Here is a 23394-nt window from a genome sequence, read left to right on the forward strand (position 1 = left end):
GCGTGGGCGTGAGTGCTTTTTTATAACGCTTTATCATTTCTCCTAATACAAAAGTCGCTTACTCCACGAAATTTAGCCAAAAAACCCAGTAAATTTCAAATTTGCTTCCGCGACATTTGCAACATCACTTTTTCGCACCAAAAAAGCAAAATTTATCGATCTTTTTAATAATAAATTTAAAAGGCTATGAAATTTTAGTAGTCAAATTTATAGAGAAATTTACTGATTGATCTTATCAAGCAACTCTTCGACCTCTTCAAGCGCAAAAGCCTCTTCTGAGCTTTGTTTTAAAAAGCTCTCCATAAATTCTTTCTTCGAGATCGCAAGGTCAAGCTCCTTGTCGCTGCCCTTTTGATATGCGCCGATACGAAGCAAGACCTCATTTTCTTTTAAAAGCGAGTAGAGGCGCTTAAATTTCATCGCATTTAGCTTGTGCTCTTTGCCGATCACGTCGCCCATGACACGCGAGGCCGAGTTTTGGATATTGATAGGTGGGTAGATGCCAAAGTCCGTTAGCTCGCGGCTTAGCACGATGTGGCCGTCTAGGATAGAGCGGCTTTGGTCAGCTATCGGGTCGCTCATATCATCGCCCTCGACTAGCACGGTAAAAAACGCCGTGATACTGCCCTTGCCCTCCTCTTTGCCCGCGCGCTCCATTAGCTGTGGCAAGAGTGTGAGCGAGCTTGGCGGATAGCCCTTTGACGTCGGTGGCTCGCCAAGCGCAAGGCCGATCTCACGCTGCGCCATCGCAAAACGCGTGACGCTATCCATAATGAAAAGCACGTCGTTGCCCTGCTGTTTGAAGTATTCAGCCACGCTCATCGCACAAAATGCGCCGTATTTTCGCATGAGCGAGCTATCATCACTGGTCGCTACGATGATGACAGTGCCCTCTAGGTCGCCGCCTAGGTTTTTTTCGATAAATTCAGGCACCTCACGGCCACGCTCGCCTATTAGTGCGACTACCTTGATCGGCGCAAGCGTATTTTTTACGATCATACCCATAAGTGTTGATTTGCCTACGCCTGAGCCTGCAAAAATTCCCAGCTTTTGCCCCTTGCCACAAGTAAGTAGCCCATCTATCGTCTTTATCCCAACGCTAAAAGGCTCGTTTATAAGCCCTCTTTTCATCGCATCTATCGGCGCTCTCATGATCGGCATATATTCAGTTGTATCAATCGCCCCTTTGCCGTCAATGGGCTTCATAAATGGATCGACCACGCGACCTAGCAAATTTGGTCCCACTGGTATGCTCATGCCTTGATCACTCTCATAGACAAAGTCGCCTATCCTAAAGCCCTCTACAAAGCCAAACGGGCTGATATAAGCGCCATCTGTCTTTATCTGCGTGACCATGCCAAGGCCGTTTTTACTCTTGTCTTTTGCCACTATGCGCACGATGTCGCCGATACTTGGGCGAAGTCCGGTGATCTCTATCGTAGTAGCTGTGATCTTTGTGATGACGCCAAAGGTATTTGAGAGCTTCACGCCCTCTTTAAGCCTTGAATTTATACGCTCTAAGCTCAAAAATGCGTTTCCCTAGGCGAATTTATAAGCGAGAAAAACTCCCTTCTTGTGTCTGCGTTTTTGATAAAGCAGCCTCTGAGCGCAGAGGTCGTAGTGGTCGAGTTTATCTTCTCCACACCCCTCATCTCAACGCACATATGCCTAGCCTCGACGACGACGCCAACGCCTTTTGGAGCGATCACGTCCTCAAGCGCCTTTGCGATCTGCTCGGTCATCTGCTCTTGAATTTGCAAGCGTCTGGCGTAGATATTTACCATGCGTGGAATTTTACTAAGGCCAACGACCTTGCCATTTGGGATGTATGCCACATGCACACGGCCAATTATTGGCAACAAATGGTGCTCACAAAGGCTGTAAAACTCGATGTTTCGCATTAAAACCATTTCGTTATTTGAGCTAGTAAATAGCGCGTCACCAAGCACCTCTTTTGGGTCTTGATCATATCCGCTAGTTAGAAATTTAAAAGCTTTATAAACGCGCTCAGGAGTTTTAATAAGCCCCTCTCTGTTTGGATCTTCGCCGATGATAGTTAGCATATTTTTAACTGAATTTTCAAAACTCTCTTGCATAAATTTTCTCCATAATTTTATCGCCAAATTCTACGTTAAAACGCCTTTTATATCTATAAAAATTTACAAATTTACAATGAAATAAGGAAAATTCTGCTATATTTTGGGCTAAAAATTTGTATTCATAAAGGAATTCGATGGAAATCAAAACAAAAGCTCTAGATAGCGTAAATACCCTAGCAAGCACAACCATAAGTGCAGATGCTATAAAGTCTAGCGTAGAAAAACTAGCAAAAAAAGCAGCAAAAACTATGAAAGTAGATGGCTTTAGACAAGGCCATGTGCCAGTTGCTGTCGTGCTAAAACGCTACGAGAAAGAGCTAACAAACGACGCTGAGCAAGATGTCTTAAGAGATGTAGTAGAAGAGGCTATCAAAAAAGCAGGCAAGAAAAATGACGACCTTATCGGCGAGCCTATCGTTTCAAAATTTGATAGAAAAGATGACAAGATCGATGTTGAGCTAACAGTTTCATTTAAACCAAGCGTCGATGTGAGTGGCTATGAGAGCTTGATACCAGAGTTTTCAAACCCACGCGTTTTGAAAAAAGATATCGACGAGAAAAAAGCTGAGCTTCTAAAAATGATAGCTCCACTTGAAAAAGTAGAGAGCAAAAGAGGCCTAAAAGTTGGCGATTTTGCTAAATTTGACTTTGAGGGCTTTGTTGATGGTGTTACATTTGAAGGTGGCAAGGCTGAAAACTACGTGCTTGAGATCGGCTCAAACCAGTTTATCCCAGGCTTTGAAGATGGCATGGTAGGCATAAAAGCTGGCGGCGAAAAAGATATCGAGGTTAAATTTCCAGAAAACTACGGCGCTGCACATTTAGCTGGCAAAGACGCTATTTTTAAAGTCAAACTTCATGAAATTCAAGAGAGAAAGATCCCTGAAAAACTAGACGAAGAGATGCTAAAAACTATCCTTCCAAACGAAGAAAAACCAACTGAAGAGCTACTTGAAGAGCGCATAAAAGAGCAAATTCGCCAAGAGAAAATTTATAAGCTTATAAACGAAGAGCTAAAACCAAAATTTGCTGAAGCTGCGGTTGAGAAATTTAAATTTGACGTGCCAAAAAATATCGTCGAACAAGAGATCGATATGCAGTTTAGAAACGCGTGGAGCTCATTTACTCCAGATGATATGAAGAAATTTAGAGAGGACAAAGACGCTCTAGCTAAAAAACGTGACGAGTATAGAAAAGACGCTGAAAATAGCGTTCGCCTAACTTTCATCATCGATGAGCTAGCTCGCGTAAGAGGCGTGAAAGTGAGCGATCAAGAGGTCGTTCAAGCGATCTATTTTGAGGCGTATAGAAGCGGCCAAGATCCAAAAGCGCACCTTGAGATGTACCGCAACCAAGGCATGCTTCCAGCTATAAAGATGTCGATGATCGAAGAGAAGCTATTTAGCGAGCTTTTCAACAAAGAAAAAGACGAGAAAAAAGCAAGCAAAAAAGAGAAGGCTGAGTAATGAGCTATTACGTTCCTGTCGTAGTTGAAAGAACTAGTAGAGGTGAGCGAAGCTATGATATATACTCCCGTCTTTTAAAAGACAGGATCGTTATGCTAAGTGGCGAGATAGAGGACGGCATGGCTGCTTCTATCGTCGCTCAGCTGCTATTTTTAGAGGCTGAAGATCCAGATAAAGATATCTACCTTTATATAAACTCACCAGGCGGCGTGATAACAAGTGGCTTTAGCATCTATGACACGATGAACTACATAAAGCCAGATGTTTGCACTATCTGCATCGGTCAGGCTGCTAGTATGGGTGCATTTTTACTAAGCTGTGGCGCACCTGGCAAGAGATATGCGCTGCCAAATTCTCGCATCATGATACACCAACCACTCGGCGGTGCTAGAGGACAAGCGACTGATATCGAGATACAAGCTCGCGAAATTTTACGTTTGAAAGAAATTTTAAATGGAATTTTGGCAAAAAATACAGGTCAAAAACTAAGCAAGATCGTGAAAGATACTGAGCGTGACTTCTTTATGAGCTCAGCTGAAGCTAAAGAATACGGACTTGTCGATAAAATTTTGGAGAAAAGTTTTAAATAAGGCCCAAAGTGATAAAGATAGATAACGCACCAGATCCAAAAAGAAAAGCAGCTGAAGCAAAACCAGCTGTCAAAAAAGAAAAGGTAAATATCTATAAATTTTCAGAGGACGTTTTACACGAACTAAGTGACGACAACGTCCCTTCTACGCCGACAAACTACTCTATCTACTTTGAAAAGATGCTTGATGGGCAGTCAGATGAGTTTAGAAAAGAGATCGGCGATATCATCGTGGCAAATTCTGAAAGCTCAGTGCCAACAAACGGCAACATCTCTATCGAAAAAGAGGTAAAACAAGGCTTTATCCAGATAAAGAGCATGCTTCAAGCAGTCGTGCTCATCTATAAAAATTTAGGCGTTATGAGAAGCCTAGTGCAAAAGCGTATGGATGGGCTTAAAAACAACACAAACGTCCTTGCGCTGCAAAATGTCTTAAGCGCCTTCAACCAAGACCTCATCAAGCTAAACGATCTCATGGACAAGCATCTTGACGTCATCAAGATGAGCTACGAAGAGGTCGGCAAGATGTTTAAGGCGATCGAAGAGCAGTCGATCTACGACACAACATACGAGGTCTATAACAAGAAATTTCTAGTAGCGACCATAAGCAGCGAGATCGAGTCTGTTAGGCGCTACGGCTATAATGCCTCGTTTTTGCTAGTTAAGATAAAAGATAAATTTGCAAACCGAGTTAAAAATTTAAAAGAGCGAAATAATATGTTTAAAAGCATGTCGCAGCTTCTTTTAAGGACTTCACGTAGAAGTGATATAGTCGCACACTACGGCGATGGCTGCTTTGCTATGGTGATGAAGTACACCGACGAAAACGGCACAAAGCAAGCGTGCGCGAGAATTTTAAACATGCTCTCATCTATGCCTTGGAAGATCGACAACGAAGAGTGCAAACTAGATGTTCAGATCGTCTCAAGCATGATCTCAAAGACAAAGAGCACCGAAGAGCTGCTCTCTCACGCGCTTGACAAGCTAGAGACCAACCAAGACCTAAATGAGCCACTATTTTTAGACGAGAAAGCAGAGAATTAGTTTGATCCTAGAAGTTTTATCCTATCCAAATAAAAAACTTTATGAAATTTCAAAAGAAGTTGAAGTCTTCGATGAGAAGCTTCACAAACTTCTTGATGATATGTATGAGACGATGATCGCAAAAGAAGGCATCGGTCTTGCAGCCATACAAATAGGCGTTGCAAAGAGAATTTTCATCATAAATTTAGCCAACGAAGAGGGTGTGCAAGATAAAGAAAATTTAATCGAGATCATAAACCCAAAATTTGAGCTACGTGAGGGCGAGTGCGTCTATCAAGAGGGCTGCCTTAGCGTGCCTGGCTACTACGAGGACGTTAAACGAAGTGAAGTAGTTGCTATCAAATTTCAAGACCGCTTTGGCAAGGAGCAGACCTTAAAAACTGATGGGCTACTAGCGATCGCTATCCAGCATGAAAATGACCACCTAGACGGACATCTTTTTATAGAAAAAATAGGCTTTAACAAACGCAAAAAATTCGACAAGGAATACAAAAAGCAGAAAAAAGAAAAGACATCATGAAGTCCCTAAAATGTGCTACTTACGGTGACGGGCTAAAGATCATTGATGTTGAGTCTATCTTTTCTCGTGGGCTTCCTGGCTTTAGTATAGTGGGTCTTGCAAGCACCAGCATCAAAGAGAGCACAGAGCGTGTAAAAGCAGCACTTTTAGCGCTTGACTTTGCCTTTCCAGCGCAAAAAATAACCATAAATTTATCCCCCTCAGACCTGCCAAAAAGTGGCTCACATTTTGACCTAAGTATCGCACTTCTCATCGCTCTTCAAAAGGCAAAAAGCTTGGAGAAAATTTTTGTTTTTGGCGAGCTTGGGCTTGATGGCAGTGTAAAAAGCACAGCAAATTTGTTCTCAATCCTACTTTTTTTAAGCACGCAGGTGCAAAAGGCAAAAATTTTAGTGCCTAGTGAGATAGCGGCAAAAGCTTCGATGATCCCAAATTTAGAGGTTTATGGCGTTAGCACACTAGAAGAGGCGATAAAGTTTTTTAGCGACGCAGAATTTGCTAAAAGCATGCATTTTAGCGCCACACACGAGCTATTTTCAAATGTGATAGAAATTTCTGGCAAAAGATATGTTCCAAATTTAAACTTCGAGCTTGATTTTAAGGACGTTTTGGGTCAAGAAAGAGCCAAAAGAGCCTGCGTCATCGCAGCTGTTGGCATGCACAATATCTTATTTGAAGGTAGCCCAGGCAGCGGCAAGAGCATGTGCGCAAAACGCCTCGTCTATATCATGGCACCACAAAGCCTAGAGGAGGTGCTAAAGTCCGCCGCCTACCGCTCGCTAAATTTGCAAGATAGCGAATTTACAAGCACTAGAGCCTTTCGCTCGCCGCACCACACCTCGACAAAAAGCTCGATCTTTGGCGGAGGCTCAAACGTCGCAAAGATCGGTGAGATCGCACTTGCAAATGGCGGAGTGCTATTTTTTGATGAGTTCCCACACTTTGCTAAACAGGTGATAGAAAGCCTCAGAGAGCCACTTGAAGACAATCAAATTCACATCGCAAGGGTAAATTCAAAAGTGACTTATGAGACCAAATTTATCTTCGTAGCCGCTCAAAATCCCTGCCCTTGTGGGAATTTGTTTTCTCGCAACCTAAACTGCAAATGCAGCGAAAACGAGATCAAAAACTACAAAGCCAAAATTTCAGCCCCAGTGCTTGACCGCATAGACTTAAAAGTCGCGATGGATGAGAGCTCGCCAAGTGATAAGGCTAGTTTGAGCTCACAGCAGATGAGCGAGATGGTGCTAAAAGCCTTTATCTTTCAAAAAAGGCGGGGTCAAGATGAGCTAAATGGCAAGCTAAATGACGCGCAGGTGGCTAAATTTTGCACGTTAAACGGCGAGGCGAGTGAGATTTTACAAAAGGCCGCCACGAAGTACAACCTCTCTCAAAGGGGCATAAAAAGGACGCTTAGAGTAGCTAGAAGTATCGCCGATCTTGATGAGAGTGAGCAAATTTTAAAGCCCCACATCTTAGAGGCGCTTAGTTTTAGGGCATAGAATGAAAAATTTATATTTAGATACGAGAGTTTTAGACGAGCGAGCAGGCGAGAAATTTGGACTTAGCGAAGAGCTTTTAATGGACAATGCAGCCGCAGGCATAGCAAATTTCATACGTAAGAAATTTAAAAAAGGCAAGAGGGTGCTTGGCATTTGCGGCGGCGGAAATAACGGCGCTGACGTGCTTTGCGCTTTAAGGATGCTAGAGGGCGAGTATGAGTGTGAATTTATATTAGCTAGTAAAAATTTAAAGCCACTTGCGAGCAAACAGCTCGAACGTGCCAAATTTGCTGGCGTGCGAGAGAGCAAAGATGTAGAAAATAGCTTAAATAGCGCAAAATGCCTCATAGACGGGCTTTTTGGCTCAGGGCTAAATAGAGCTTTAGATCAAAATTTAAGTGCTCTCATTTCAAAAATAAACGCTAGCCCCGCTTACATCATCGCTTGCGACGTACCAAGCGGACTAAATAGCGAGGGTAAGGTACTTGGCGCTTGCGTAAAGGCAGACGCGACGATCACGATGGGAGCTAGAAAGCTAGGGCTTTATAGTGACGTGGCAAAGGACTACGTGGGCAAGATAAAGCTCGCTACTCTTGGTGTAAGCTCGCAAAACTACGAGTGCGAGAGCGACTATCACTTGCTTGAAAAATGCAATCTCATGCTTCCAAACAGAAAAAATCAGTGCGTAAATAAGGGCGATTTTGGCCACGCATTTATCATATCTGGCGAGCACATAGGGGCTAGCAAGCTTTGCGCAAAGGCGGCATTTGCCTTTGGGGCTGGGCTAGTTAGCGTGATAGGCGAGCAAGGTTTAAATTTACCAACGCATATCATGCAAGCTAGCAAGATAAGCGAGAAAATGAACGCTGGAGCCCTTGGCATGGGGCTTGGCAAAAAGGGCGTAGAAGAGCTTGAGGTGCAAATTTTAAAAGGCAAAAAGCTCGTTCTTGACGCTGATATCTTTTACAGCCAAAAAGTGCTTGACCTGCTAGATGAGAACTGCGTATTGACGCCTCATCCAAAGGAGTTTTGCTCGCTTTTAAAAATTTGCAAAATAGCCGATATAGATGTGCAAACTTTGCAAGAAAACAGATACGCTTACGCTAGAGCTTGGAGCGAGAAATTTAATGCCGTTCTTGTGCTAAAAGGGGCAAATACCATAATCGCCAAAGAGGGACAAATTTACGTCATGCCTTATGGCAAAAACGCGCTTGCAAAAGGCGGTAGTGGTGACGTGCTAAGCGGTCTTGTGCTAGCACTTTTAGCTCAAAACTACGAGCCGCTAGATGCTGCCATCTCGGCCACTTTAGCTCACGCGCTTAGCCTTAGAAATTTTGGCAAAAACAGCTACGCGCTAGAGCCAACAGACATCATCAAAGGAGTAAAATGCTTACGAAAAAGATAGCCGTGCTTTTTAGCGGCAGTGGCTCAAATTTAGAAGCGATACTTAAAAAAGTTCATAATCAAATTTTTAACGGCGTAAAGATCGAGGTTTGCCTTTGTATCTGTAACAAGCCAGGTGCATTTGGCATAGAACGTGCTAAGAAATTTGGGCTTGAAACGACGATAATAGAGAGTGCTAAATTTAAAAATCGTGAGGAATTTGACGCTGTTTTGGTGGAGCAAATTTTAAAAAGTGGGGCCGATCTAACGGTGCTTGCTGGCTTTATGCGGATACTAACGCCGGTTTTTACGACGCAAGTAAAAGCTATAAATTTACATCCTTCTATCCTACCGCTTTTTAAAGGCGCACATGCGATAAAGGAGAGCTTTGAGAGCGATATGATGATAGGCGGTGTGAGCGTGCATTATGTGAGTGAGGAGCTTGACGGGGGCAAACTGATCGCGCAAAGGGCGTTTGAGCGTGAGGATGGCATGAGTTTAGATGAGTGGGAGGCTAAAATTCACGCCATAGAGCATGAAATTTTGCCACAAAGCATAATAAAAATTTTAACAAAGGAAACAACGAATGTTTGAATGGATAAGTTCGCCAGAGGCGTGGATATCGCTACTTACGCTAACTGGCTTGGAGATAGTTTTAGGCATAGATAACATCATATTTATCGCTATTTTAGTAGGCAAACTGCCGCCAGAGCAAAGGGGCAAAGGCCGCATTTTAGGGCTTGGCTTTGCGATGATCACTAGGATCATCCTGCTACTTTCGCTATTTTGGATCATGAAGCTTACAAAGCCGCTCTTTAGCATAGGCGAGCTTAGCATCACTGGGCGCGATCTAGTGCTCATAATAGGCGGTCTATTTTTGATAGTAAAATCATCAATGGAGATCCACGCAAACGCCACTGGCAAGCATGAAGAGGCTCACGAGAGCAAATCTCATCCAGGATTTTTTGCAACTATCCTAGAAATAGGCATTTTAGACATAGTCTTTTCGCTTGATAGCGTTATCACCGCAGTTGGTATGGCTCAACACATCGACATCATGATACTTGCCGTCATCATCGCAGTTGGCGTGATGATGTTTGCCTCAAAGGCGATCTCAGAATTTGTCGATAACAACCCAACGATAAAAATGCTCGCACTAGCATTTTTGGTGCTTGTAGGCTTTGCGCTCGTGCTTGATGGCTTTGGCGTACATGTGCCAAAAGGCTACATCTACTTTGCTATGGGCTTCTCGCTGGCGGTTGAGTGCATAAATATCTACGCTAGAAAAAGGGCATTAAGAGATCAAAAATAAAGATGTGAGCCAAAATGCAGATAAAAAATTTAGATCACATCGTGATCGTAGTAAGCGACGTTAAAGAGGCGCTTAAATTTTACTGCGACATTTTAGGCATGCGACTAGCTCAGAAAGACGGTCACATTAGCCTAAATTTTGGCTCACAAAAGATAATTTTACATAGGTTTGAGGGCGAGTTTTTACCTGCGGCAAAGCACCCAACAAAGGGCAGTGCTGATATATGTTTAATAGTTGAAGACAACATAGAAGAAGTGCGCTCGGAGCTACTTAAAAAGGGCGTAGAGATCGAGCTTGGCGTCGTTGAGCGAAACGGAGCTCTGGGAGCAATGAAGAGTTTATATATTTACGACCTTGATGGAAATTTGATAGAACTTAGCTCATATGAAATTTAACAAGAAGGCAGCTTGGACCTACTAAAAGACCCGCTAAATAAACTAATCATCTCACTCTCGCTGCCAGCTGGCGTGGGCATGATGTTTAACACCCTTTACAACGTCACTGGCACATTTTTCGCCGCTAAAATTTCTACCATAGCAGTTGCTGGCATGGCGATGAGCTTTTTGCTCTATCTAAGCGTCGTTGGCATCGGGCTTGGCTTTGGCTCGGCACTCACCGCGCTAATAGGCAACAGCCTAGGCGCAAACAAACCAAAAATGGCTAAACTTTACGCCTCAAATGGCATCATCTTCGTGCTTCTTTTTGCCCTTTTTATGGGACTTTGTGGCTACTTGCTAGCACCAAATTTACTAATCCTTTTAGGCGCCGATCACCACTATATAAAAGAGGCTCTCGACTACGCTGGTGTCATCTTTCTTGCAGCTCCATTTTTCTTGCTTATAAAATCGCTTAACGGCGTTCTAGTCGCACTTGGCGATACTAAAAGCTACCGCAACTGGCTATTTTGTGGCCTCTTTATAAACGCATTTTTTTGCTATCTTTTTGCCTTTAGCTTTGATCTTGGAGTAAAAGGGCTTGCTCTAGCAACGGCTAGCGTGCAGTTTTTAGGCATGATCTACCTCTTTTTTAAAGTTAGAAAGAGCAAGATGATAGATCCTAGAAATTTAGGCTACTTCGTACCAAATTTCGCCGTCTGGGCAAAGATACTAAAGCAAGCCTTGCCAGCTTGTCTAAACTACCTCTCAATGTCACTTGGCTCGCTCGTGCTTTTAAAATTTGTAAGCTTTTACGGCGTCAATGCAGTGGCAGGTTATGGCATAGCCTTAAGGATCGAGCAAATTTTAGTGCTTCCAACTATCGGCATGGCAGCAGGAGTGCTTAGCATCATCTCAAGAAACTACGGCGCTAAGAGCTTTCAAAGAGCGGTGCAGTGCTACAAACTATCGCTTCTTTTTTTGCTCATCTACTGCGCCTTTGCCTACATCTTCATCAGGCTTTTTGGCGAGAGCGCGATCAAGCTCTTTGACAGCACGCCAGCCGTGCTAGAAGTGGCAAAGCTCTACCTTGGCATCAACTCACTTGCCTACATGGCTTACGGCACGATAAACATCTCAGGCAGCACGCTACAAGCGATAAAACGCCCAGTGGCGATCTTTTTGCTAAATGGCTTTAGACAGCTCGTGCTTCAATGCTCGCTCTTTTACGTGGTGGTCTTTTGGCTAGGACTTGAGATCAAATTTATGTGGCTAGCGCTCTTTTTTAGCGTCTATTTTACGGCGATTTGCTTTTTGTCTTGGACGCTTTTTAGGTTAAAAAGAGCTACGAGCGCAAGCTTTTAAATTTAAAGCTAAACGCAAAAAAGCAAAGCGAGGCGACTAAGATGATGCTAGCTCCGCCTGTGAGGTTGAAATAAAAGCTGATCACAAGCCCGATAAAGCAAAAAATGATAGAAAAAATGGTTGAGATTAGCATCATTAGCCCCAGCCTTTTGGCAAAAATTTGCGCTATATAAGGCGGTATGGTAAGTAGAGCGATGACAAGTATTAGCCCCACCACGCGGATCGTAGCCACCACGCAAAGCGCCATCATGCAAACTAGCAAATAGTGAAAAAAAGTGGTATTTACGCCCCTTAGCCTCGCAAACTCCGCATCAAAGCTGATCGCCACAAACTGGCGGTAAAAAAGCGCGATGAGCGCCAAAAACAAGAGGTCTAAAACGCTCATAAAGATAATATCTGTGCCACTAACTGCAAGGATCGAGCCAAAAAGATAACTCATAAGATCGGCATTATAGCCAGGCGTTAGGTCGATGAAAATAATACCAATCGCCATGCCAATCGCCCAAATAGCGCCTATTACGGAGTCGATGTTTGTCTTATCTTTTAGCGTGATCGTGGCTATTATGAGCGCTAGAAGCAGCGAAAATATGCTCGCTCCAAGCAGCGGCTCAAGTGAGAAGAAAAATGCAAGCCCTATACCGCCATACGCGCCGTGTGCGATGCCCCCAGCGATGAAAGTCATCTTGTTTATCACGACAAGCGAGCCTATCATGCCGCATATTATGCTTACTAAAATGCTCGCAATAAAGGCATTTTGCATAAAATTTAACTCTAAAATTTCACTCATTTTCTCTCTTTAAAATTTAAAAACATTGCTCTTTGTCTTTTCGCAGCCACACTCTCCAAGTGCGATCTCGACATCACAAAAATGGCTATGCGTTCTAGCTAGATGCTCGATAAATTCCCTCTTTGCAAGGTTTTCATGCGTTTTATGAATGTGTAAATTTTTACTCACGTAAGCGATCTTTGTAGCGTAATTTAGCACGATATTTAGGTCGTGACTAACTAAAACCACGCCAACGCCATTTGCATTTATGCCCTTTAAAATTTCATAAATTTCAGCCTGCCCTTTTGTGTCGATGCTGGCTGTTGGCTCGTCTAGGATAAGCACTTTTGCATTTGCACAAAGTGCTCTAGCGATATAGACGCGCTGCCTTTGACCGCCACTTAGCTCGCCGATCCTTGCGTTTGCAAACTCGCTCATGCCGACCTTTTCAAGGGCACTTAGCGCTAGAGCTTTTTCATCTTTTGAGTAAAAACCAAAGATTTTTTTATCGATTAACCCCATTAATACAACTTCTAAAACCATCATCGGAAAGCTTTGATTTGAGAGGAAATTTTGCGGCACGTAGCCTATAAATTTACTTACCTCGCTTGGTGTCTTGCCAAAGAGTAAAATTTCGCCGCTTTGGGGTTTTAGTAGCCCTAAAATGAGCTTTAAAAGCGTGCTTTTGCCCCCGCCATTTGGGCCGATGATCGCTAAAAACTCATCGCTACTATAATCCAAGCTAATATCTTCTAAAACGACCTGCCTATCGTAGCTAAAGTTTAAATTTCTTATCCTAATGATATCTTTCAAAACAGACTCTTTTGCGTAAATGTCGTGACAAAAATGAAAAGTCCAAGCCAAAGCATGATGCCAAGGGCTGCAAATTCTGCGTAGATTTTAAACTTTTTTAGCTTAATGTTTGTGCTGATCTTTGAGCCAAAAACTGCCGCTACAAATATCACCACGCTCATGCCAAGCGCCATAAACAGGCCACTTATCACGCCTGCAAAGTAGCTGCCTATCTCATTTGCCAGCACAAAGACTAGTATCGTGCCAGGACAGGGAACAAGAGCCGCAGCGGCTGCTACTAGCCACTCCTCTTTGCTCTTTGGCTTTTTAGTAGAGCAAATTTGACAGCCACATTCGCTTTTAAATTTTGTATTTTTACTCAAATTTTGACTTAGATTTGATCTAAAAATATAAAATTTAGTCTCATTTTTGTTTGAGAGATAAAATTTGATCTTTTTAACGAGCATAAAAATCGCCACAAAAAAGATCACAACTCCAGAAAACGCGGTCGTTATGCTAGCTGTGTCCTTTGTAAGGTCGTTACTCACCTCTCGTAGCAACAAAAAGCTAGCAAAGACAAAGACAAATGCGCCCACAACATGCAAAAAGCCGATCTTTAGTGCAAATAAAAATGCCCTTTTGTAGCTGCCGCCAGTTGCGGCAAAATATGAGCTTGTTAGCACCTTGCCATGACCCGCTCCAGCAGCGTGCAAGAAGCCATAGCCAAATGAGATAAACGCCAAAAGTAGCAGCGCAAGCGGACTTTTGTAATCCACGCTTCTTAAAATTTGCTTTAGCCTATCAAGCAAGCTTAGGCTAGTTTTTGAGACGATGTCAAATTTCGCCTCATCGATCTTATCTATCTGGCTTAAATTCTCATCGCTCGCGCCTGCTACTGGCTCTTTTAGCAGCTCTTTAAGCGCTGGCTTTTCGTTGTGAGCTTTGGCTGCCTCTTTGCTTGAAAATGTAAAAAATATCAAATTTGAGTTTGAATTTGGTATCGCCCAGAAGCTTTCACCCACCAAAAATGCGTTATTTTGCGTAAATTTGAAGTTAAAATAGCCCTCTTTGTCCTCCATATCAACCGAAACGACAAGTCCCTCAGCTACCACTAAATTTGTCTTAAAACTCACGTCAAATTTAAGCCTGCCCTCGTCAAAATAGAGCTTGTAATTATTTAAATTTGGCTCTATTTTAGTGGCGTTTTCATCCTTGTAATAATACTCAATGTCCGTTAGATAGTGCCTTGGCACGAGGTAGTCTAGTAAATTTAAGCGGATCTTTCTAAGCTCTTTATCATCTATCTTTTCATCTTGGTTTAGGTCAAAATTTTGCTTCATCAGGTCTGAGAAATTTTGCGAAAAAGTCCAAGTAAAAGCTATCTGCGTGATGTTATTTTCGTGTGCGACAAATTTCGCGCTAACGTGAGCTGTTGGGCTATAAAGCGAGCATAGAGCACACCCGAAAGCATTTATCGCTAGTAGGCAAATGACGATCAGGCGTGCTAACATTTTTATAGACTTTTAGCGAAAATTTCAGCCGTTTTTTTCATCTCGGCTAGCCAGTTTTCAGGCAGTTGGTCTATCATGACGACCTTTGAGCCAGTCTCTTTTGCGATCAAATTTGCAGCCTTTGTTGGGAATTGTGGAGCTACGAAAATAACCTTTACACCGTGCTCTTTGGCTTCTTCTATAAGCTCTTTTAGCTCAGCTGGCTTTGGCTCTTTGCCCTCTATCTCGATGGCGATTTGCTCTAAGTTATAGCGCTTTGCAAAGTAGCCCCAAGATGGGTGATATACGATAAATTCGCGAGTTTTGACATCTTTTAGCTCATTTTTGATAAAGCTATCAAGCTCGTCAAGGCTAGCTTTAAATTTAGCCAAATTCTCCTCATAAAGCTTTGCATTTTGCGGGAATTTCTCTATTAGCGCCTTTGCTATGTTATCAGCTTGAGTTTTTACTAGGATAGGATCAAGCCAGATGTGCGGATCAAGGCCGTCGTGGTGGTGGTGATGGTGCTCTCCCTCGTGGTCATGGTGCTCATGCTTATGCTCTCCATCGTGCTTATGCTCGTGGTGCTCTTCATGTTCATGTTCATCGCTCATAGCGATCTTTTCGATGCCTTCCTGCGTCTTTACGATGCGTAAATTTTTAAATGTCTTTGAGAAGCGATCCAGCCACGCGTCCTCAAACTCGATGCCGATAGCAAAGTAAAGCTCGCTCTTTTCAAGCTCCTTCATCTGCTTTGGCTTTGGCTCGTAAGTGTGCGGATCAGCGCCTTTGCCAACCATCGCATTTACATCTAGCGTATCTCCAGCGATCTGCTCGACAAAAAATTTCGTTGGCAGTATGCTAGTAGTCACAACTGGCTTTGCAAAAAGAGACAAAGCACAAACAGCTAAAAAAACGATAATTTTTCTCATTATCTCTCCTTTAAAAAATAATTGCGAAGTTTAGCAAAATGCAACTTGGTTGCAACTTAAAATGCAAATGCCTAAATTTAGCCTTTTCTTTTAAATATAGTTTAAATCTTTTAGCGTTAATATACGAAAAATGAAAAGGGCAAAGATGAACGCGAGAAATTTCTTAGAAGAGCACAATATCAAGGCTACGACGCTTCGCATAAAGCTTGTTGAAATTTTACAAAATGCCAAAGCACCACTAAGCTACGACGAAATTTTGCAAATTCTTGACGCAAACAAGACGACCTTTTATAGAAGTATGGAAATTTTTGAAAAAGAAAATCTCGTGATAAAAACCGAAAACAACCACAAGAGCTACTACGAGCTGGCAAATGAAGCCAAAGCCTACTTCATCTGCGACGTCTGCCACAAGGTGACAAACATCGACATGCCACACCTAAGCGTCGCTAAAAATATAAAAAGCGCCGTGATAAAGGGCGTTTGCAACGAGTGCGGTCACGAGTAAAGCGCGATGATCTCAGCCGGGATAGCTTTTGGGCGGTTTGTCTTTAGATCGATATAGACAAACTCTGTCTTGCCAGTTGCTATTAGCTCGCCATCTTTTTTAAACTCAAAATATCTGCAAGATGTCGCCTTGCCCTCAGTTTGCGTGTAAGTGTGAATTTCTATCTCATCCATCAGCTTTGCGCTTTTTATATATTTTGCTTCATTTTTTCTAATGAGCCAAATTTCTCCCCTTTTATACTGCGCCTCGACCGTGTCGCCAACAGCGGCAGAGTGGGCAAATGCGGCCTCTTGCATAAGCGTGAAGTAATAGACATTATTCATATGTCCGTGCATGTCGATGGCTTGTGGCGGGATGGTGACGTGATATATAAAATCTCTCATTTTTGACCTTTTTTGCTAAAATTATAACCAAAAATAAGGAGCTAAAATGCAAAATTTATGGGATAAAAAGGCGTCAAACTACCAAAGATTTGACGGCAAGATCAGCACTATACAGCAGCAAATTTTTGGTAAAGCCTTGGCTTGGGGAGTTGATTTTAGCGGCAAAGATATCCTTGATATCGGCTGTGGTACGGGCGTTTGGAGCATATTTTTATCAAAAACGGCTAAGCATATAACTGGCATCGATAGCTCAGAAAAGATGATAGAAATTTTAAACGAGGACGCAAAGAGATTTGGCGTGACAAATTTAACCAGCGAGGTTTGCTCATGGAGAGAATTTAAGCCAGCAAGGCACTTTGATATCGCCATTTGCACGATGAGCCCGGCCATTGCAAGCGATGAAGATTTTGCTAAATTTCAAAACTGCGCCAAGCAAAAGCTCTATCTTGGCTGGGACAAGCCTAGAAGCTCTGATCTGCTTGAGCCATTTTTTGAAAAATTTGGCCGCGTGCTCTCTCAAAAAAATGTCGTAGATAGGCTCGAAGCGTGGCTAAATGAGCAAGGCATCGCTTTTAAAAGTCAAATTTTAAATGAGACAAGGATCGCTAGACGAAGCGTACAAGAAGCAGCTGAAAATATCTGCTGGCACCTTGAGATAAACGGAGCTAAAAACTACGATGAAAAGACGGTTTTAGCGATGTTAAAAGAGAGATTTGAGGGCGAGTTTATAGATGAAAAGATAGACTCACAAATGAAGCTTTTTGTCTTTTAAGGCTTAAAATTAGAGCAAATTTGCTTGCCAAATTCGCTAAAAATGACGCCAAAGATGATGAGCATGGCTCCAAAAATTTGCCAGATGCTAAGTATCTCACCTGCAAAAAAGTAGCCAATTAGTCCAGCAGAGACTGGCTCTAGGCAGAAAAACAAGGCCGCCTTGCTAGCGGTCGTGTATCTTTGTGCGATCGTTTGGACAAAGTAGCAAAAAATAGTGCCAATCACCGTCGTGATAAATATCGCTATGAAAAATTCCCTATCAAATTTTGGCACAACGCTACCTTCAAAAAACGCAAAGACAAACGAGAGCAAAGAGACGGTGAGAAATACTACAAAGACAAGCAAATAAAGCTCGCTCTTTCTTACAAAGTGGCCATTTAGCGTAGTATAAAGTGCGTAAAATATCGCGCAAATAAGAGCTAGCGCCTCTCCGCTCCCAAGTGCTAGCGTGGCGCCACTTAAGAGCCAAAGCCCAAAAATAGCGATGATAGCGCCCAAAATGGCAAAAATGCTTATTTTATTTTTAAAAAAGATAGCCGCCATAAAAGGGACTATCACGCACTCAAGCCCCGTGATAAAGGCGACGCTCGAGCTAAATGTAAGCTTTAGGGCATAAGTCTGCGTTGTAAATGACAAAAACAGCACCGCACCAAGGATAACGCCGTAGAAGACGCTCTTTTTATCAAATTTTTTAGTAAATTTAAGCGCGACAAAGCCCATAAAGATAGCCGAGAGAAAAAACCGGCAAAAAAGCATGACAAAGACGCCATTTGTCTTTAGTGCGTTTGCCATGGGTAAAAACGTAGCGCCCCAAACGACGGCAACTACGATAAGAGCGATGTCAGCTCTGTTTTGAGCGGTCAAATTTCTCATTTAAATATCGAGTCTAGCACCTTTTTGCCACTATCTAGGCTAAAGCCACTTCTTAGCCCCTTTTCCTTCTCGCTCATCACGTTAAATAGCCCATCTAGCGTCTTTCTCGTGATGTATGAGTTTAGGTCTTCGCCATCATCTGGCACATATTCGCTTGCACCTAAATTTTTAGCTAGGTTTTTTACCGATTTTATCGTTTCGTTGTTTTTTGCTGAGTTGCCGATGAAAGAATTTAGCCCATTATAGGCGGTCGCAAAGCTATTATCGCTCATCATTTTCTCAATTATCGGCGTGAATGCCGCCTTTAGCTTTTTGCTAGAGCTTTCCTGCAGATACTTCGTAACGCTGTCGCTACCGCCGTTAAAGAGCTTTTTAACGTCAGCCTCGCTCATATTTTTTATGCTCTCATTAAAAATTTCAGCAGCCTTTGGCACGGCCGTAGTCGCAGCGTTGTTTATCGACTTGCTAAGGTCCTGCGCCCACTTCTCGCCACCCACTTTTTTGGCTAAATTTGACGCCATCTCAAGGCTTTTTGGGAGTGGGATTTTAGCTGTGGCGTTGTTTATAAAGCCCTCTTTTGAAAGCTCGCTCACAGCTGCATTTAGCGCCTCGCTAACCATGCTTTTGTAGTCGCCGCTTGATGCGTGAGTGGCGATTTTGACACCTTTATTTATCATATCGTCCATGCTTGCGGCTTGTAAATTTAAAGCAAGCGCGCCACAAAGAATAACAAGAGATCTTTTCATCTTCTCTCCTTTTTTAAATTTAAAGCAAAATCATACAAAAAATATCTAAACGCTTAAAATAAATTTAATATTTTTGCACTAAAATTTACCCTTTTTGAGGGGAATTTATGCAGCTTTTACTTCTTAGCTTCGCTCTTAGCATGGATAGCGCGGCGCTAAATATGGCAAACGGCGCAAGGTATAAAAGCCTTGGCTTTGGTAAAATTTTATTTATCGCTTTTATGCTTGGCTTTTTTCAGTTTCTCATGCCGCTTCTTGGCTATTTTCTAGGCATTAGCTTTGCTAAATTTATAAGCTCTATCGATCACTTCATCGCATTTTTTATACTTTGTTTTCTTGGCTTTAAAATGTTAAAAGAGGCCTGTAGCAGCGAGGCTGGCGAGTCATTAAGCATGGATATTAAGACCATTTTTGTGGGCGCATTTGCCACTAGCATCGACGCGCTTGCCATTGGTGTCACGCTTAGCTTTGAAGCGGTTAGTATATTTGAGAGTGCGCTCATCATTGGCGTAGTCTGCTTTGTGCTAAGTCTAGCTGCCTTTTATATCGGTAAATTTATGGGTGAAATTTTAGAGAAAAAGGCGCTTTTTTTAGGTGGAGCGATACTTATATTTCTAGGCTGTAAAATCCTCATCACCCACCTGCTAGAAGAGGGAGTGCTCTAAATTTCTATCTCTATGCCAACTGGGCAGTGGTCGCTACCAGCGATCTCTGGCAGGATAAAGGCGTCTTTTAGCCTATCTTTTAGCCCCTGTGAGATGAAGAAATAATCAATCCTCCAGCCGACGTTTTTCGCCCTTGCGTTAAAGCGGTAGCTCCACCACGAGTAGGCGTTTTCAACGTCGCCATTTACGGCTCTAAAGGTATCTATAAAGCCACTTTTTAGCACCTCATCTATCCACGCTCGCTCGATAGGCAAAAAGCCAGAAGTTTTGGCATTTGCCTTTGGGTTTTTCAGGTCGATCTCGCGGTGAGCGGTATTTACATCACCGCAAAATATCACCTCTTTGCCGCTTTTTACAAGCTCTTTGCAGTAAGCTAAAAATTTCTCGTAAAAGTCCATCTTGTAAGCTAGCCTCTCATCGTCCTTTTGGCCGTTTGGAAAGTAGATGTTAAAAAGCACGATATCATCAAATCTATGCTCCAAAACTCGCCCCTCCGTGTCGTCAAAAAAGGCCGCTTTTTGCGTTTGCACGTCAAATTTAGCAAGGCTCATCACGCCAGAGTAACCAGCCCTTGCGCCTGAGTTGACACTTATATCTTTAAAGCCAAGGTTGTAAATTTCTTTTGGCACGTCATCCTCTTTGACCTTGATCTCTTGAAGTCCCAAAAAATCAGGCCTAACCTCATCAAGCCAGCCAAAGCCATCTTTTGCCACGACTGCGCGCAACCCATTTACGTTCCAGCTAATAAGTTTCAAATTTCATCCTTTTTTTAATTATAATTATGCCAAAAATCACAAAAAGGAAGATTATGAGAAACCAGCCAACGTATAAATTTTTTAAAAATTTTGGCTACGCAAGAGAGGGTTTGGCTGAAATTTTTAAAAACGAAAAGAGCTTTCGTATAGAAATTTGCATATTTTTAATAGCTACAATCTCGCTATTTTTTTGGAAATTTGACCTTATTTTTAATCTATTTTTGATCTTTAGCATGGCATTTGTGCTAGTTTGCGAGTGCTTAAACTCGGGCCTAGAGCGAGTGACTGATCTTGCAAGCCCAGACTATCACGCCCTAGCAAAGGCGGCAAAGGACGCTGGAAGTGCTGCCGTGATGATCGCAAATTTCTTATGTGGCTCGCTTTGGTGCGTGGCGATAGGATATAAAATTTGGGGCTAGAAAAAGAAATTTACAAAGTGCTTCTTGGCGAGAAAAAGATAGAGATCATAAATTTACTTTGCGAGCTGAGCGATGAAAATGGCTTTATCATGCTTAAAATTTCAGAAATTTGCGAGAAGCTAAATGTGAGCAAACCAACCGTGATAAGCACGTTTAAGTTACTTGAAGAGAAGAAAATTTTTGAGCGAGTAAAAAACGGAGTTTATAGATTTAAAAATTTATAGTGGCAAGCAAACGCCTGCCACTTCTTTCTAGCCGATAGTCTCAGCAGCGATCATGCCAAATGTCAAGCAGTCAGTTATAGCCACTGATCCTAGACGGCTGGCTCCGTGAACGCCACCTGTGATCTCGCCAGCTGCATATAAATTTGGTATAGGCATAGCTGTTTGAGAGTTCATGACTTGGGCTTTTGTGTTGATATTTAGGCCGCCCATTGTGTGGTGAACTTTTGGCGTGCCACGCTCTGCGTAAAACGGCGGAACTGAGATATCAATGCCCTTTGTCGTAGTCGCAACAACTGGCTTGCCAAAGTCCTCATCAACGCCTTTTTTGACAAATTCGTTGTATCTTGCGACTGTTTTTTTGAGCTCATCAACTGGGATCTTATACTCAGCTGCCAAAGCATCAAGTGTGTCAAATTTCTTGCAAATTCCAGCTGCGATAGCCTTTTCATAGTGGGCTGGGAGCATGTGAGGAAGGGCTCTTGAGTCGCAGAAGTTGATAGGGAAGTTTTTATCGTCTTCGCCTTTTTCATGGATGACTTTAAACATCGCTTCAGTTCTTGTCCTACGGTCAGCTAGCTCGTTCATGTAGCGTTTGCCAGTTCTTGGATTGACTGAAATTCCAAACGGAAAAGCGCCATTTACGTTAAACATCGATCCCACGCCAAAGCCTGTCTCATCGGCACATCCCCATGGTCCATACTGGATCCAGCTTGGCTGAACTGGATAAGCACCCGCTCTAAATGCTGCTAGAAGCGCGCCTGCTGTTGAGCCTGGTTGGTTTGTCGAGTCTGTCTCAGGTGTGATCCTTGGGTCTTGAAGGCGTCTAAAAATTTTATCTCTACAAAAGCCGCCAGCTGCTAGCACAACGCCTTTTTTAGCTTTTATATATTTTGTATCGCCACCTTTGTTTTCGACATCATCACTCATCAAATTGCCATCAAATTTGTAGTTTTCTCTGACGATGACGCCCACAACTGCGCCCTTGTCGTCAAAGACAAAATCATCAAATTTTGTCCTTTTTTTGATCGATGCGCCCTCTAACTTTTCAAATGTCGCAGTCATAGGAAGCACGATGCCAGCGCCACTGCCGACCTCTGTTTGAAGGCTTCTTGGCACTGAGTGACCGCCTGCGTGAGTGATCTGATCGATATATTTTGCACCACAATCAAGTGTGAGCTTGTAGGCATCTTGCGCTCTCTCGCCGATTTTTGCCAAAAGATCAACGTGGTTGATGCCGCGTCCTGCTTTCAAGCAGTCTTTGATAAATAGCTCGGTGCTATCTTTGATGCCAGCTTTCTTTTGCATGTCGCTATTTGGAACGGCAAAAATTCCGCCGTTGATGACAGAGTTGCCACCTGTGCGGCCCATCTTTTCGATCAAGACGACTTTGTTGCCTTTTTTAGCTGATGTGACTCCAGCTGCAAGAGCTGCAAAGCCTGAGCCGATGATGACTACGTCATACTCCTCGTCCCATTTGACATCTTTTTCGTTCATTGGGCTGGCCATTAAATTTGTAGCGCCCATGCCAAGCGCCGTGGCTCCGATAGCGCTAAATTTCACAAAATCTCTTCTAGATAAACCTGAATTTTTCATGCTCTCTCTCCTTTGAAGTAAGATAATTGCTATTAAGCATTATAGGGTAATTTATTAAAATTTGCAATTTAATTTTTATAATTAAATTTTATTAAAGGTAATTACGAGTGGGACGTAGTTTGGCAATATTTCATGAGATTAAATTCATTTAAATTTGACTTTAGAATTACGCTAAATAGGCATTTAAAGTAAATTTAGCATAAAGTTTGGAATTATTACTTTTAAAGTTAGAAAAAATAAATATTAATTAAATTTTCTGCTTTGAAAAATTTATGAGAGATTTTAGGATTTTGTTTTGGATATTAGCTTAATTTTAGAAATTAGTTTAAAAGGAGAGGATCGGAGCAAATTTGCTCCGAAAAATTATTTAACGCCAACTATGATTTGAGTTGCTTTAATGATAGCAGTTACTTTGTCGCCTGCTTTTAAAGCTAAGTTATGAACTGACTCTCTTGTGATGATAGCTGAAATTTTGCTGCCGTTTGCGTCGATGATAACCTCAGCATTTACAGCGCCGTCTTTTATCTCACTGACAACGCCTTTGATTTGATTTGTTGCGCTAAGCTTGATGCTGTCGTCTTTTGAAACGATAACGCTTGAAGCTTTGAATAAGAATATAGCTTTTTTACCAACTTTAAGATCAAGAGCTTTCTCGCTATCAACTGTAATAGTTGCTTTTAGCACTTCACCACCTGCTAGTTTGCCAGCTATTAGCGAATTTACCGCGCCTGTTCTTACTTCTGATATCTCAACATTTAGTTGATTTCTTGCACTTAGTGACATATTTTCTCCTTATTTTTGATTTAATGTTTAGGTATTATAG

Annotated in this window: 27 protein-coding genes; 15 read left to right on the plus strand and 12 right to left on the minus strand. The window is 42.4% G+C overall.

Annotation, left to right across the window (positions count from 1 at the left end; all coding sequences use genetic code 11):
- Nucleotides 1–219: 219 nt before the first annotated feature.
- Together fliI and folE are read right to left on the minus strand one after the other, a co-directional pair.
- Entirely contained in the window at nucleotides 220–1527 is a 1308-nt protein-coding gene (gene fliI, locus CYP84_RS08275; protein ID WP_004317323.1) for a flagellar protein export ATPase FliI, read from the minus strand.
- Nucleotides 1524–2096 carry a GTP cyclohydrolase I FolE gene (gene folE / locus CYP84_RS08280; protein WP_004317386.1) on the minus strand — a complete coding sequence of 191 codons (573 nt, stop codon included), beginning with the start codon at nucleotides 2094–2096 and terminating at the stop codon, nucleotides 1524–1526. The genes fliI and folE overlap by 4 nt, the downstream gene beginning before the upstream one ends.
- A gap of 137 nt (nucleotides 2097–2233) precedes the next feature.
- Between folE and tig the strand changes: the two genes are divergently transcribed.
- The 10 genes from tig to CYP84_RS08330 are packed head-to-tail and all read left to right on the plus strand — an operon-like array spanning nucleotide 2234 to nucleotide 11654.
- Nucleotides 2234–3565 carry a trigger factor gene (gene tig / locus CYP84_RS08285; RefSeq protein WP_103637236.1) on the plus strand — a complete coding sequence of 444 codons (1332 nt, stop codon included), beginning with the start codon at nucleotides 2234–2236 and terminating at the stop codon, nucleotides 3563–3565.
- On the plus strand, nucleotides 3565–4155 hold the full coding sequence (clpP, locus tag CYP84_RS08290; protein ID WP_004317374.1) for an ATP-dependent Clp endopeptidase proteolytic subunit ClpP: 591 nt from the start codon (nucleotides 3565–3567) through the stop codon (nucleotides 4153–4155). Before tig ends, clpP begins: the two co-directional genes overlap by 1 nt.
- 8 nt (nucleotides 4156–4163) lie before the next feature.
- Nucleotides 4164–5198, plus strand: coding sequence for a GGDEF domain-containing protein (locus CYP84_RS08295; protein WP_103590873.1), 1035 nt, complete (start codon nucleotides 4164–4166; stop codon nucleotides 5196–5198).
- A gap of 1 nt (nucleotide 5199) precedes the next feature.
- A complete protein-coding gene (gene def, locus CYP84_RS08300) occupies nucleotides 5200–5718 on the plus strand; it encodes a peptide deformylase (RefSeq protein ID WP_012001014.1) in 519 nt (172 codons plus the stop codon).
- The gene (locus tag CYP84_RS08305; protein WP_103637237.1) at nucleotides 5715–7220 is read left to right on the plus strand and encodes a YifB family Mg chelatase-like AAA ATPase; all 1506 of its coding nucleotides are present in this window, start codon (nucleotides 5715–5717) and stop codon (nucleotides 7218–7220) included. Before def ends, CYP84_RS08305 begins: the two co-directional genes overlap by 4 nt.
- A 1-nt stretch (nucleotide 7221) precedes the next feature.
- Nucleotides 7222–8625, plus strand: a complete 1404-nt coding sequence (locus CYP84_RS08310; RefSeq protein WP_103637238.1) for an NAD(P)H-hydrate dehydratase — start codon at nucleotides 7222–7224, stop codon at nucleotides 8623–8625.
- Complete coding sequence (gene purN / locus CYP84_RS08315) at nucleotides 8607–9197, plus strand: phosphoribosylglycinamide formyltransferase (protein ID WP_103637239.1); 591 nt, start codon at nucleotides 8607–8609, stop codon at nucleotides 9195–9197. The genes CYP84_RS08310 and purN overlap by 19 nt, the downstream gene beginning before the upstream one ends.
- On the plus strand, nucleotides 9190–9915 hold the full coding sequence (locus tag CYP84_RS08320; protein WP_012001010.1) for a TerC family protein: 726 nt from the start codon (nucleotides 9190–9192) through the stop codon (nucleotides 9913–9915). The genes purN and CYP84_RS08320 overlap by 8 nt, the downstream gene beginning before the upstream one ends.
- A 14-nt stretch (nucleotides 9916–9929) precedes the next feature.
- Nucleotides 9930–10310, plus strand: a complete 381-nt coding sequence (locus CYP84_RS08325) for a VOC family protein (protein WP_103637240.1) — start codon at nucleotides 9930–9932, stop codon at nucleotides 10308–10310.
- A 12-nt stretch (nucleotides 10311–10322) separates the two neighbouring features.
- The gene (locus tag CYP84_RS08330; RefSeq protein ID WP_103637241.1) at nucleotides 10323–11654 is read left to right on the plus strand and encodes an MATE family efflux transporter; all 1332 of its coding nucleotides are present in this window, start codon (nucleotides 10323–10325) and stop codon (nucleotides 11652–11654) included.
- On the opposite strand, the gene CYP84_RS08335 is transcribed toward CYP84_RS08330, so the two are convergent.
- The 4 genes from CYP84_RS08335 to CYP84_RS08350 are packed head-to-tail and all read right to left on the minus strand — an operon-like array spanning nucleotide 11635 to nucleotide 15634.
- Nucleotides 11635–12441 carry a metal ABC transporter permease gene (locus CYP84_RS08335; protein ID WP_021092457.1) on the minus strand — a complete coding sequence of 269 codons (807 nt, stop codon included), beginning with the start codon at nucleotides 12439–12441 and terminating at the stop codon, nucleotides 11635–11637. The genes CYP84_RS08330 and CYP84_RS08335 overlap by 20 nt on opposite strands.
- Before the next feature lie 9 nt (nucleotides 12442–12450).
- Nucleotides 12451–13233 (minus strand): metal ABC transporter ATP-binding protein, encoded by a 783-nt coding sequence (locus CYP84_RS08340; RefSeq protein ID WP_103637242.1) that lies wholly within the window; start codon nucleotides 13231–13233, stop codon nucleotides 12451–12453.
- Nucleotides 13230–14723 carry a nickel/cobalt transporter gene (locus CYP84_RS08345; RefSeq protein ID WP_103637243.1) on the minus strand — a complete coding sequence of 498 codons (1494 nt, stop codon included), beginning with the start codon at nucleotides 14721–14723 and terminating at the stop codon, nucleotides 13230–13232. The genes CYP84_RS08340 and CYP84_RS08345 overlap by 4 nt, the downstream gene beginning before the upstream one ends.
- A gap of 2 nt (nucleotides 14724–14725) precedes the next feature.
- Entirely contained in the window at nucleotides 14726–15634 is a 909-nt protein-coding gene (locus tag CYP84_RS08350) for a metal ABC transporter solute-binding protein, Zn/Mn family (protein WP_103637244.1), read from the minus strand.
- A gap of 145 nt (nucleotides 15635–15779) precedes the next feature.
- On the opposite strand from CYP84_RS08350, the gene CYP84_RS08355 reads away from it, so the two are divergent.
- Nucleotides 15780–16139 carry a Fur family transcriptional regulator gene (locus CYP84_RS08355; protein ID WP_103637245.1) on the plus strand — a complete coding sequence of 120 codons (360 nt, stop codon included), beginning with the start codon at nucleotides 15780–15782 and terminating at the stop codon, nucleotides 16137–16139.
- On the opposite strand, the gene CYP84_RS08360 is transcribed toward CYP84_RS08355, so the two are convergent.
- Entirely contained in the window at nucleotides 16130–16522 is a 393-nt protein-coding gene (locus CYP84_RS08360; RefSeq protein WP_103637246.1) for an acyl-CoA thioesterase, read from the minus strand. The genes CYP84_RS08355 and CYP84_RS08360 overlap by 10 nt on opposite strands.
- A gap of 46 nt (nucleotides 16523–16568) precedes the next feature.
- Here CYP84_RS08360 and CYP84_RS08365 point away from each other — a divergent pair, with 46 nt between their 5' ends.
- Nucleotides 16569–17294 carry a class I SAM-dependent methyltransferase gene (locus CYP84_RS08365; RefSeq protein WP_103637247.1) on the plus strand — a complete coding sequence of 242 codons (726 nt, stop codon included), beginning with the start codon at nucleotides 16569–16571 and terminating at the stop codon, nucleotides 17292–17294.
- Here CYP84_RS08365 and CYP84_RS08370 read toward each other — a convergent pair.
- On the minus strand, nucleotides 17291–18169 hold the full coding sequence (locus CYP84_RS08370) for a DMT family transporter (RefSeq protein WP_103637248.1): 879 nt from the start codon (nucleotides 18167–18169) through the stop codon (nucleotides 17291–17293). The genes CYP84_RS08365 and CYP84_RS08370 overlap by 4 nt on opposite strands.
- The gene (locus tag CYP84_RS08375; protein ID WP_103598254.1) at nucleotides 18166–18915 is read right to left on the minus strand and encodes a DUF4197 domain-containing protein; all 750 of its coding nucleotides are present in this window, start codon (nucleotides 18913–18915) and stop codon (nucleotides 18166–18168) included. The genes CYP84_RS08370 and CYP84_RS08375 overlap by 4 nt, the downstream gene beginning before the upstream one ends.
- 107 nt (nucleotides 18916–19022) lie before the next feature.
- On the opposite strand from CYP84_RS08375, the gene CYP84_RS08380 reads away from it, so the two are divergent.
- Nucleotides 19023–19580 (plus strand): manganese efflux pump MntP family protein, encoded by a 558-nt coding sequence (locus CYP84_RS08380; protein WP_103637249.1) that lies wholly within the window; start codon nucleotides 19023–19025, stop codon nucleotides 19578–19580.
- Here CYP84_RS08380 and CYP84_RS08385 read toward each other — a convergent pair.
- Entirely contained in the window at nucleotides 19577–20335 is a 759-nt protein-coding gene (locus CYP84_RS08385) for an exodeoxyribonuclease III (RefSeq protein ID WP_103637250.1), read from the minus strand. The genes CYP84_RS08380 and CYP84_RS08385 overlap by 4 nt on opposite strands.
- A 53-nt stretch (nucleotides 20336–20388) precedes the next feature.
- Here CYP84_RS08385 and CYP84_RS08390 point away from each other — a divergent pair, with 53 nt between their 5' ends.
- Both CYP84_RS08390 and CYP84_RS08395 read left to right on the plus strand, forming a co-directional pair.
- Nucleotides 20389–20754, plus strand: coding sequence for a diacylglycerol kinase (locus tag CYP84_RS08390; protein ID WP_103637251.1), 366 nt, complete (start codon nucleotides 20389–20391; stop codon nucleotides 20752–20754).
- Nucleotides 20745–20978 (plus strand): replication/maintenance protein RepL, encoded by a 234-nt coding sequence (locus tag CYP84_RS08395; protein WP_103607117.1) that lies wholly within the window; start codon nucleotides 20745–20747, stop codon nucleotides 20976–20978. The genes CYP84_RS08390 and CYP84_RS08395 overlap by 10 nt, the downstream gene beginning before the upstream one ends.
- A gap of 27 nt (nucleotides 20979–21005) precedes the next feature.
- Here CYP84_RS08395 and CYP84_RS08400 read toward each other — a convergent pair whose 3' ends face one another.
- Nucleotides 21006–22571, minus strand: coding sequence for a flavocytochrome c (locus CYP84_RS08400; protein ID WP_021083834.1), 1566 nt, complete (start codon nucleotides 22569–22571; stop codon nucleotides 21006–21008).
- A gap of 363 nt (nucleotides 22572–22934) precedes the next feature.
- Nucleotides 22935–23354 carry a TOBE domain-containing protein gene (locus CYP84_RS08405; RefSeq protein ID WP_009295093.1) on the minus strand — a complete coding sequence of 140 codons (420 nt, stop codon included), beginning with the start codon at nucleotides 23352–23354 and terminating at the stop codon, nucleotides 22935–22937.
- Nucleotides 23355–23394 lie beyond the last annotated feature (40 nt).

The sequence above is a fragment of the Campylobacter concisus genome, assembly GCF_002912425.1.
GTDB lineage: Bacteria > Campylobacterota > Campylobacteria > Campylobacterales > Campylobacteraceae > Campylobacter_A > Campylobacter_A concisus_AH.

Bases quoted from the DNA above. Each gene is read 5' to 3' on its own strand.
- CYP84_RS08360 (WP_103637246.1), bottom strand. From the start codon at position 16,522: ATGAGAGATTTTATATATCACGTCACCATCCCGCCACAAGCCATCGAC.
- CYP84_RS08305 (WP_103637237.1), top strand. From the start codon at position 5,715: ATGAAGTCCCTAAAATGTGCTACTTACGGTGACGGGCTAAAGATCATT.
- CYP84_RS08370 (WP_103637248.1), bottom strand. From the start codon at position 18,169: ATGAGAAATTTGACCGCTCAAAACAGAGCTGACATCGCTCTTATCGTA.
- CYP84_RS08345 (WP_103637243.1), bottom strand. From the start codon at position 14,723: ATGTTAGCACGCCTGATCGTCATTTGCCTACTAGCGATAAATGCTTTC.
- CYP84_RS08405 (WP_009295093.1), bottom strand. From the start codon at position 23,354: ATGTCACTAAGTGCAAGAAATCAACTAAATGTTGAGATATCAGAAGTA.
- folE (WP_004317386.1), bottom strand. From the start codon at position 2,096: ATGCAAGAGAGTTTTGAAAATTCAGTTAAAAATATGCTAACTATCATC.
- CYP84_RS08365 (WP_103637247.1), top strand. From the start codon at position 16,569: ATGCAAAATTTATGGGATAAAAAGGCGTCAAACTACCAAAGATTTGAC.
- purN (WP_103637239.1), top strand. From the start codon at position 8,607: ATGCTTACGAAAAAGATAGCCGTGCTTTTTAGCGGCAGTGGCTCAAAT.
- CYP84_RS08380 (WP_103637249.1), top strand. From the start codon at position 19,023: ATGCAGCTTTTACTTCTTAGCTTCGCTCTTAGCATGGATAGCGCGGCG.
- CYP84_RS08400 (WP_021083834.1), bottom strand. From the start codon at position 22,571: ATGAAAAATTCAGGTTTATCTAGAAGAGATTTTGTGAAATTTAGCGCT.
- CYP84_RS08355 (WP_103637245.1), top strand. From the start codon at position 15,780: ATGAACGCGAGAAATTTCTTAGAAGAGCACAATATCAAGGCTACGACG.
- CYP84_RS08350 (WP_103637244.1), bottom strand. From the start codon at position 15,634: ATGAGAAAAATTATCGTTTTTTTAGCTGTTTGTGCTTTGTCTCTTTTT.
- CYP84_RS08325 (WP_103637240.1), top strand. From the start codon at position 9,930: ATGCAGATAAAAAATTTAGATCACATCGTGATCGTAGTAAGCGACGTT.
- tig (WP_103637236.1), top strand. From the start codon at position 2,234: ATGGAAATCAAAACAAAAGCTCTAGATAGCGTAAATACCCTAGCAAGC.
- CYP84_RS08320 (WP_012001010.1), top strand. From the start codon at position 9,190: ATGTTTGAATGGATAAGTTCGCCAGAGGCGTGGATATCGCTACTTACG.
- CYP84_RS08390 (WP_103637251.1), top strand. From the start codon at position 20,389: ATGAGAAACCAGCCAACGTATAAATTTTTTAAAAATTTTGGCTACGCA.
- clpP (WP_004317374.1), top strand. From the start codon at position 3,565: ATGAGCTATTACGTTCCTGTCGTAGTTGAAAGAACTAGTAGAGGTGAG.
- CYP84_RS08310 (WP_103637238.1), top strand. From the start codon at position 7,222: ATGAAAAATTTATATTTAGATACGAGAGTTTTAGACGAGCGAGCAGGC.
- CYP84_RS08335 (WP_021092457.1), bottom strand. From the start codon at position 12,441: ATGAGTGAAATTTTAGAGTTAAATTTTATGCAAAATGCCTTTATTGCG.
- CYP84_RS08375 (WP_103598254.1), bottom strand. From the start codon at position 18,915: ATGAAAAGATCTCTTGTTATTCTTTGTGGCGCGCTTGCTTTAAATTTA.